The sequence below is a fragment of the Mycobacterium sp. 1245801.1 genome (assembly GCF_001673055.1).
Classification (GTDB): Bacteria; Actinomycetota; Actinomycetes; order Mycobacteriales; family Mycobacteriaceae; genus Mycobacterium; species Mycobacterium europaeum_A.
Map to the genome: position 1 here is coordinate 45,201 of NZ_LZKY01000246.1, position 9,079 is coordinate 54,279.

A 9,079-nucleotide genomic window follows, 5' to 3' on the forward strand; every position below is an offset into this window, starting at 1 on the left:
CTCCACAGCGCTGCGTAGACTGACTGGATGCTGGAACAGATCCGCGGGCCCGCTGATCTGCAGCACCTTTCTGCGCATCAGCTTCGCGATCTGGCCGCCGAGATTCGCGAGTTCCTGATTCACAAGGTTGCTGCCACCGGGGGACACCTGGGGCCCAATCTGGGCGTGGTCGAGCTGACGCTCGCCCTGCACCGGGTGTTCGACTCACCCCACGATCCGATCATCTTCGACACCGGCCATCAGGCCTACGTGCACAAGATGCTGACCGGGCGCGCCCACGACTTCGAAAGCCTGCGCAAGAAGGGCGGCCTGTCCGGGTATCCGTCGCGCGCCGAGAGCGAGCACGACTGGGTGGAGTCCAGCCACGCCAGCGCGTCGTTGTCCTACGCCGACGGCCTGGCCAAGGCCTTCGAGCTGAGCGGACACCGCAACCGGCACGTGGTCGCTGTGATCGGCGACGGCGCGCTCACCGGTGGCATGTGCTGGGAGGCGCTGAACAACATCGCCGCCTCCGGCCGGCCCGTCATCATCGTCGTCAACGACAATGGCCGCAGCTACGCCCCGACGATCGGCGGTGTCGCCGATCATCTGGCTTCGCTGCGGCTGCAGCCGGCCTACGAGCAGGCCCTGGAGAAGGGCCGCGACGCGCTGCGCGCGCTGCCGCTGGTCGGCAGGCTCGCCTACCGCGTGATGCACAGCGTCAAGGCCGGCATCAAGGACTCGCTGTCGCCGCAGCTGCTGTTCACCGACCTGGGACTGAAGTACGTGGGTCCGGTCGACGGCCACGACGAGCGCGCGGTGGAGGCCGCGCTGCGGCACGCCCGCGGTTTCGGCCGCCCGGTGATCGTGCACGTGGTGACCCGCAAGGGGATGGGCTTCGCCCCGGCCGAGGACGACGAGGCCGAGCAGATGCATTCCTGCGGCGTCATCGACCCGGTCACCGGCCAGGCGACCAAGATCGCCGGGCCCGGCTGGACGGCGACGTTCTCCGACGCGCTCATCGGCTACGCCCACAAGCGCCGCGACATCGTGGCCATCACCGCGGCCATGCCCGGCCCGACCGGGCTGACCCCGTTCGGGCAGCAGTTCCCGGACCGCCTGTTCGACGTCGGCATCGCCGAGCAGCACGCGATGACGTCGGCGGCCGGGCTGGCGATGGGCGGCATGCACCCGGTGGTGGCCATCTATTCGACGTTCCTCAACCGGGCCTTCGACCAGATCATGATGGACGTGGCGCTGCACAAGCTGCCCGTCACCATGGTGCTCGACCGGGCCGGCATCACCGGTGCGGACGGCGCCAGCCACAACGGCATGTGGGACCTGTCGATGCTGGGCATCGTGCCCGGCATGCGGGTGGCCGCACCCCGGGACGCCACCCGGTTGCGCGAGGAACTCGGTGAGGCGCTCGACGTCGACGACGGCCCCACGGCGCTGCGCTTCCCGAAAGGCGATGTGGGCGAGGACATCCCGGCGATCGAGCGTCGCGGCGCCGGCACCTCGGGCGTTGACGTGCTCGCGGTCCCGGCCGGCGGCTGCAACCACGACGTGCTGCTGATCGGCGTCGGCGCGTTCGCGCCGATGGCGCTGGCGGTGGCCAGGCGGCTACAGGACCAGGGGATCGGCGTCACGGTCATCGACCCGCGCTGGGTGCTGCCGGTGTCGCCGAGCATTCTCGAGCTCGCGGAGCAGCACAAGCTGGTCGTCACGTGCGAGGACAACGGAGTCAACGGCGGCGTCGGCTCGGCGGTGTCGGCCGCCCTGCGCCGCGCGGAGATCGACGTCCCGTGTCGCGACGTCGGACTGCCGCAGCAGTTCTACGAGCAGGCCTCCCGCGGTGAGCTGCTGTCCGATCTGGCGCTGACCGACCAGGACGTGGCCCGCCGCATCACCGGCTGGGTCGCCGCGCTGGGCAGCGGCGTCGCCGAAGCGGAGATCCGCGAGCACCTCGACTAGTGCCGATGGTGGCGACCCGCTTCGCCCGGCTGCGCCGTGCTCGCGATCGCCACTATTCAGCGGGCTCGGTGCCTTCCGGCGCCTGCAGCGCCTTGGCCAGCACCGGGTCCACCAATTCCCGCTGCCACGGCCGGGCCTGGCCGGCGCGCAGAAAGTTCTCGACGGCGTCGAGCGGATCGGGGGCGGGCGCCCAGTCCCAGCACAGCCGTCGCACCAGGTCCGGTGACACCAGGTTCTCGGTGGGGACGTGGACCCGCCCGGACACCTCCGACAGCGCCGAGCGCGCGGCCTCCAGCCGGGCGGCGGCCTCCGGTTTGCGCCTGCTCCACCGCGACGGCGGCGGCGGGCCGTTCGGCGCTTCGCTGTCGGTGGGCGGGTTTTTGTTGCGCCGGGCCTCATCCAGCGCCGCCAGCCACGTCGCGGCGCTGCGCCGCTGATTGCGCCCCCCGAACACGGGCAACGCGACCAGTTCCTCGACGGTCGTCGGGTTGGCCAGGGCGGCGTCGATGATGGCCGAGTCGGGCAGGATGCGGCGCGGCGCGATGTCGCGGCGCTGCGCGATCCGGTCGCGGGTCAACCACAGTTCGCGCACCGCGGCCAGGCCGCGCTGATCGCGCACCCGATGGATGCCCGACGTCCGCCGCCACCGGTCCCGGCGCGTGGCGGCGCTCGGATCTTTCGAACCCACCTCGCGCAGATAGTCGAATTCCTGTGCGGCCCAATCACTTTTGCCCTGCTCGGCCAGCACATCGGCGATCGCCGCGCGCAGCTCGATGAGCAGCTCGACGTCCAGCGCGGCGTAGTTGAGCCATTCGGCGGGCAGCGGCCGTTTGGACCAGTCGGCCGCGCCGTGGCCCTTGGCCAGCCCGAAGCCCAGCAGCCGCTCGACCATGGTGGCCAGGTTTACCCGGTCGAACCCGGCCAGCCGTCCGGCGAGTTCGGTGTCGTACAGCGCCGGCGGCCGCATGCCCACCTCCGCCAGACACGGCAGGTCCTGATCTGCGGAGTGCAGGATCCATTCGTCGCTGCCCAGCACCTCGGCCACCGCGCGCAGGGCCTGGCGCGGGTCGGCGCCGTGGCTCACCGGATCGATGAGCACCGTGCCGGAGCCGGCCCGCCGGATCTGGATCAGGTAGGCCCGGTTGGAGTAGCGGAAGCCCGACGCCCGCTCGGCGTCCACCGCGAACGGCCCGTGCCCGCGGTCCAGCCGCTGCGCGGCGGCCTCGATGTCGCCGACGCTCACCGAGATCGGCGGGACGCCTTCGGAAGGGCGCGGCAGCGGGGTGGGCGCCGGGTCGGTGCCCGCGTCGCCGGGCACGCTGCTGCCCGGCCCGTCGGCCGCCGGTTCGCCCATGCTAGGCGCGTGACCGTGAGCTCAGGTCGGTGACTCCAGCGGGTGGTAGGCCCGCGGCGTGCTCCAGCACCTCGCAGAACGCCTCGACATGACCGCCGACCGCGGGTGAGGTCGCGGTCCACGACGCGCGCAGCTCGAGCTGGTGGGCGCGCGGCGGCCCGGAGATGTCTCCGTAGCGCACCGATGTGGTGGCGGTGACGGTGCCGCCCAGGGCGACGACTTGTTCCATACGTGACTCCAGTGCCTCGACTAGCCAACTCCACGCTACTTCGGGCAGCAGCGGGTCAACCGCCTCACTGGGGTCGAGGTCGGCCTGGATGTAGGCGACCATGCGGATGGTGCCGTCCCACGCGTCGGCCCCCTCGGGGTCGTAGAGCAGGATCAGCCGGCCGAAGGCGTCGCCGTCGGACCGTTCGGGAATGATGTCGCGGTCGGGATGTTTGACCTCGGCGCCCAGGGCGTAGCTGTGGGGAGCCAAGCGTTGCGGCGGCCGGATGGGACCCAACTCGATCTCCGGCCGCACGACGACGGCGTTCATCGCCGCTACCGCCTCGCGGAAGGGGGCCGGTTCGGATGAGGTCACTTGGCGCCGCTCCTGTCCATCCCGACCGTTCTGCGTCGTCACGGCACGGGTCACAGGGATCGACGGTAGACCCACAGCCCGACACGCCGCGACAGGCGCGCCGCGTTTCAAACCCGCCGCGACCAAGCCGTTACCGGGCCTCCACCAAAGCTATATGTGCAGCTCAGACGGCGCTCAGCGGGTAAAACGCGCGGGACGTTTCTCGCGGTGGGCCGCCAGGCCTTCCTGCACGTCGGGGCCGCCGAAACTGAGGAATTCCAGGCCCACCGAGGTCTCGAAGGTGGGGCCCATCATGCGATACCAGTGGTTGAGGCTGCGCTTGGTCCACCGGATCGCGTTCTGTGCGCCCTGCGCCAGGTTCTCGGCGATGCGGCTGGCGGTGGACAGCACGTCGTCGTCGTCGACGCAGGTGGACACCAGCCCGATCCGCTCGGCCTCCTCGCCCAGCAGCGTCTCGCAGGTCAGCAGGTAGTACTTGGCCTTGGCCATGCCGACCAGCAGCGGCCAGCAGATCGCGGCGTGGTCGCCGGCCGCCACGCCGAGCTTGGTGTGCCCGTCGATCAGCTTCGCGGTGCGACCCGCCACCGAGATGTCGGCCAGCAGGGCCACCACCAGGCCCGCGCCCACCGCCGGCCCGCGGATCGCCGACACGACGGGGGTGTCGCAGTTGATCATGTTGTGCACCAGGTCGCGGGCCTCGCGCATGATGCGGAGCCGGCCCTCGTAGTCGTTGATGGTCTCGTCGATCAGGTCGAAGCTGCCGCCGGAGGAGAACGCCTTGCCCTCGCCGCGGACCAGAACGGCGCGCACCGCCGGGTCGCGGTCGATCACCGGCCAGATGTCGGCGAGGTCGCGGTGCATCTGCGGGCCGACCGAATTCAGGCCGGGGGAGTCCAGCACCAGGGTCAGCACCCCGTTGTCCCCGAGCTCGCGGCGCAGGCTTGGAAACTCGTCGTAGTTGACTGGCATCGGGTTGATGTTACGCAACCGGCCATCGGCCCCCATGGCAGCATTGAGGCTGATGAGTACTCGCCGCGACCTTCCCGAGTCGCCGTATCTGGCGGCCGTGAGCGGGCGCAAACCCAACCGGGTGCCGGTGTGGTTCATGCGCCAGGCCGGTCGCTCGCTGCCCGAATACCGGGCGCTGCGGGCCCAGACCGACATGCTGTCGGCCTGCTTCGACGCCGAGTTGGTCTGCGAGATCACCCTGCAGCCGGTGCGCCGCCACGACGTCGACGCGGCGATCTTGTTCTCCGACATCGTGGTGCCATTGCTCGGGGCGGGCATCGACCTGGACATCGTCGCCGGGGTGGGGCCGGTGATCGAGTCACCGGTGCGCACCGCTGCCGACGTTGCCGCCGTCAAACCGCTTGAGCGGCAACGGGTTCAGCCTGTTTCCGACGCGGTGTCGCTGCTGGTGTCCGCGCTGGGCAACGTCCCGCTGATCGGCTTCGCGGGCGCGCCGTTCACCCTGGCGTCCTATCTGATCGAGGGCGGCCCGAGCCGTAACCATGCGCGCACCAAGGCGATGATGCTGGCCGAGCCGGACACCTGGCATGCGCTGATGGAGAAGCTGACCGACATCACGGTGGGTTTCTTGCGGGTGCAGCTGGAGGCCGGGGTGGACGCCATTCAGGTGTTCGACTCGTGGGCCGGGGCGCTGTCCCTGGCGAACTACCGCACCTACGTGCAGCCGCACAGCGCCCGGGTGTTCGCCGCCCTGGCCGACTACGGCGTCCCGATGACCCACTTCGGGGTCGGCACCGCCGAACTGCTGGGCGCGATGTCGTCGGTCGGCGCGAACGTGGTGGGCGTCGATTGGCGAACCTCGCTGCCCGATGCGGCCGCCCGCGTCCAACCCGGCACGGCGTTGCAGGGCAACCTCGATCCGGTGGTGGTGTTGGCGGGCTGGCCGGTGGTGGAACGCGCGGCGCGCGCGGTGGTGGACGACGGCCGGCGCGCCATCGATGCCGGCGCCGCGGGCCACGTCTTCAACCTGGGCCACGGTGTGTTGCCCGAAACCGATCCCGGTGTGCTGACCGACCTGGTGTCGCTGGTCCACTCCCTATGAGTTCCCCCTCGTATTGCGTTGTGGGGGGTGGTATTTCGGGCCTGACGGCGGCCTATCGGCTGCGCGCGGCCGCCGGCGACGGCGCGGCGATCACGCTGTTCGATCCGGGTGACCGGCTCGGCGGCGTGCTGCGCACCGAGCCGGTCGGCGGACAGCCGATGGATCTGGGCGCCGAGGCATTCGTGCTGCGCCGCCCCGAAATGCCGGCGCTGCTCGCGGAGCTGAATCTGACTGAGCGCCAGCGGGTTTCGACCGGCGCACGCCCACTGATCTACAGCCGCCAGGAGTTACGGCCGCTGCCCGTGGGCACCGTCGTCGGGATCCCGTCGTCGGCGGCCTCAGTGGCGGGACTGGTCGACGAGGCCACGGTGGCCCGCGTCGAGGCCGAACCCAGCCACCCGCTGGCGTGGCGGGCGGGCAGCGACCCTGCGGTGGCCGACCTGGTGGGCGAGCGGTTCGGCGACCAGGTGGTGTCGCGGTCGGTGGATCCCCTGCTGAGCGGGGTGTATGCGGGCTCGTCGGCCACCATCGGGCTGCGCGCGGCGGCCCCGACGCTCGCGGCGGCCCTGGACCGCGGCGCGACCAGCCTGACCGACGCCGTCCGGCAGGCGCTGCCGCCGGCCACCGGCGCGCCGGTGTTCGGGGCGCTCGAGGGCGGCTACCAGGTGCTGATCGACGAGCTCGTGGCGCGCGGTCGCCCGCGCCGGGTGCGCGCCGCGGTCTCGCGGCTGGAGCCCGCCGCCGCCGGCTGGGCGGTGGTCGACGACGCCGGCACTCGCTGGCCCGCCGACGCGGTGATCCTGGCCGTCCCGGCGGGGGAGTGTGCCCGCCTGCTGGCCGGGATCGCCCCCCGCAGCGCCGCCGCGGCCGGACGCATCACCAGCGCCTCGTCGGTGGTGATGGCGCTGGCCGTGCCCGGCGACACCGCGTTCCCGCAGTGTTCGGGCGTGCTGGTGGCGACCGGTGAGCGGCTGCGGGCCAAGGCCATCACGCTGTCGTCGCGCAAATGGGGGGTCCGCGGCGACGCGCAGCTGTTGCGGCTGTCGTTCGGGCGGTTCGGCGATCGCGTCGCGGCGGACACCCCCGACGACGAGCTGCTGAGCTGGGCGCTGGGCGACCTGGCCACCGTGTTCGGGCTGACCGTCGACCCCGTCGACGCCCGCATCCAGCGCTGGATCGACGCGATGCCGCAGTACGGCCCCGGCCACGCCGAGCTGGTCGCCGAGGTGCGCGCGGGGCTGCCCCCGACGCTGGCGGTGGCCGGCAGCTACCTGGACGGCATCGGCGTGCCGGCCTGCGTGGGCGCGGCCGGGCGCGCGGCGGAGCGGGTGATCGGGGCCATCGGAGGCTTCGACGCGCAAGTGGCACGATAGGTTTCATGGCCAAGCTCGACTACGACTCGCTCAATTCCCAGATCCGCTACCTGATGTTCTCGGTGTTCTCCGTCGAGCCGGGTGAGCTGGGCGACCAGCGCGGCGACGTCATCGATGAGGCGTCGACGTTCTTCAAGCAGCAGGAGGAGCGCGGCGTCGTGGTGCGCGGCCTCTACGACGTCGCGGGTCTGCGGGCCGACGCCGACTTCATGATCTGGACCCACGCCGAGCGCGTCGAGGCGCTGCAGGCCACCTACGCCGACTTCCGGCGCACGACGGCGCTCGGGCGGGTCAGCGCCCCGGTGTGGAGCAGCGTGGCGCTGCATCGGCCGGCCGAATTCAACAAGAGCCACATCCCGGCGTTTCTGGCCGGCGAGGAGCCCGGCGCCTACATCTGCGTGTATCCCTTTGTGCGGTCCTATGAGTGGTACCTGCTGCCCGACGACGAGCGCCGCCGCATGCTCGCCGAGCACGGCATGGCCGCGCGCGAGTACAAGGACGTGCGCGCCAACACCGTCCCGGCCTTCGCGCTCGGGGACTACGAGTGGATTTTGGCCTTCGAGGCTCCCGAACTGCACCGCATCGTCGACCTGATGCGCGAGCTGCGTGCCACCGACGCCCGCCGGCACACCCGCGAGGAGACGCCGTTTTTCACCGGCCCCCGGGTGCCCGTCGAGCAGCTGGTGAATGCGCTGCCATGACAACCGCGCCGGCGACGATGCAGAGCGAAGCGATGAGGAGTGGCGCCACATGACGACGTTCGACCCCACCGACCCCACCCGTTTCGAGGAGATGTACCGCGACCAGCGGACGTCGCACGGCCTGCCGGCCGCCACACCGTGGGACATCGGCGGCCCGCAGCCGGTGGTCCAGCAGCTCGTCGCGCTCGGGGCGGTCAAGGGCGAGGTGCTCGACCCGGGGACCGGACCGGGCCACCACGCCATCTACTACGCGTCCAAGGGGTTTTCGGCGACCGGCATCGACGGCTCGGCGACCGCCATCGAGCGCGCCCGCGAGAACGCCCAAAAGGCCGGTGTGACGGTCAATTTCGAGCTGGCCGACGCCACCAAGCTGGACGGGTTCGACGGCCGGTTCGACACGGTGGTCGACTGCGCCTTCTACCACACCTTCAGCACCGAGCCCGAGCTGCGCAGTTCGTACGTGCGGGCGCTGCACCGCGCCACCAAGCCCGGTGCCCGGCTGTACATGTACGAGTTCGGCGAACACAACGTCAATGGCTTCAAGATGCTGCGGTCGTTGTCCGAGAACGACTTTCGTGACGTGCTTCCGGACGGCGGCTGGGAGATCACCTATCTGGGCACCACCACGTATCGGGTCAACGTCAGCGTCGAGTCCATCGAGGCGATGGCCCAACGCAACCCCGACATCGCCGATCAGGCCGAGAAGCTGCTGGAGCGCTTCCGGGTGATCGAGCCGTGGCTCGAGGGTCAACGGGCGCACGCCCCGTTCTGGGAAGTGCACGCCACCCGGGTGGACTGACGCCCGTCCGCGCCCTCCCCATGCCGCGAAACTTAACCTGCTGCGATCCTTTTCGGCGTGTCGTCGCAACTGGTTAAGTGTCGCGATATCCGCGACGGATGAGCGCACGGCGCACGCGGCCCACAACGTCGTCCGGCTTGTCGTCGGCGATCACCATCGCACGAACCGCAAGCAGTACGCGCGTGACCAGAGCCGGCTACGCAGGCTCGACGACCTGGGGTGGATGGTCGTCCGGGTGGGCGGTG

General features: G+C 71.0%; 8 protein-coding genes. 5 read left to right on the forward strand and 3 right to left on the reverse strand.

Features of this window, described 5'->3' with window-relative positions:
- Window positions 1–27: 27 nt before the first annotated feature.
- On the forward strand, window positions 28–1,953 hold the full coding sequence (dxs, locus tag A5622_RS15925; RefSeq protein ID WP_066879793.1) for a 1-deoxy-D-xylulose-5-phosphate synthase: 1,926 nt from the start codon (window positions 28–30) through the stop codon (window positions 1,951–1,953).
- A gap of 52 nt (window positions 1,954–2,005) precedes the next feature.
- On the opposite strand, the gene A5622_RS15930 is transcribed toward dxs, so the two are convergent.
- The 3 genes from A5622_RS15930 to A5622_RS15940 all read right to left on the reverse strand — a co-directional run bounded on the left by A5622_RS15930 (window position 2,006) and on the right by A5622_RS15940 (window position 4,859).
- Window positions 2,006–3,307 (reverse strand): ribonuclease D, encoded by a 1,302-nt coding sequence (locus tag A5622_RS15930; protein ID WP_066879795.1) that lies wholly within the window; start codon window positions 3,305–3,307, stop codon window positions 2,006–2,008.
- A 1-nt stretch (window position 3,308) separates the two neighbouring features.
- Window positions 3,309–3,932, reverse strand: a complete 624-nt coding sequence (locus A5622_RS15935; RefSeq protein ID WP_082972678.1) for a DUF3000 domain-containing protein — start codon at window positions 3,930–3,932, stop codon at window positions 3,309–3,311.
- 132 nt (window positions 3,933–4,064) lie between these two features.
- Window positions 4,065–4,859, reverse strand: a complete 795-nt coding sequence (locus tag A5622_RS15940) for an enoyl-CoA hydratase/isomerase family protein (protein WP_066879821.1) — start codon at window positions 4,857–4,859, stop codon at window positions 4,065–4,067.
- Window positions 4,860–4,911: 52 nt separating this feature from the next.
- Here A5622_RS15940 and hemE point away from each other — a divergent pair, with 52 nt between their 5' ends.
- From hemE to A5622_RS15960, 4 genes are read left to right on the forward strand one after another with little or no spacing between them, the layout of a single operon-like run.
- Window positions 4,912–5,961 (forward strand): uroporphyrinogen decarboxylase, encoded by a 1,050-nt coding sequence (gene hemE / locus A5622_RS15945; RefSeq protein WP_066879798.1) that lies wholly within the window; start codon window positions 4,912–4,914, stop codon window positions 5,959–5,961.
- Window positions 5,958–7,334 carry a protoporphyrinogen oxidase gene (locus tag A5622_RS15950; protein ID WP_066879801.1) on the forward strand — a complete coding sequence of 459 codons (1,377 nt, stop codon included), beginning with the start codon at window positions 5,958–5,960 and terminating at the stop codon, window positions 7,332–7,334. Before hemE ends, A5622_RS15950 begins: the two co-directional genes overlap by 4 nt.
- A gap of 5 nt (window positions 7,335–7,339) precedes the next feature.
- Entirely contained in the window at window positions 7,340–8,035 is a 696-nt protein-coding gene (gene hemQ, locus A5622_RS15955) for a hydrogen peroxide-dependent heme synthase (RefSeq protein WP_066860656.1), read from the forward strand.
- A 49-nt stretch (window positions 8,036–8,084) separates the two neighbouring features.
- On the forward strand, window positions 8,085–8,834 hold the full coding sequence (locus tag A5622_RS15960; RefSeq protein ID WP_066879823.1) for a class I SAM-dependent methyltransferase: 750 nt from the start codon (window positions 8,085–8,087) through the stop codon (window positions 8,832–8,834).
- Window positions 8,835–9,079 lie beyond the last annotated feature (245 nt).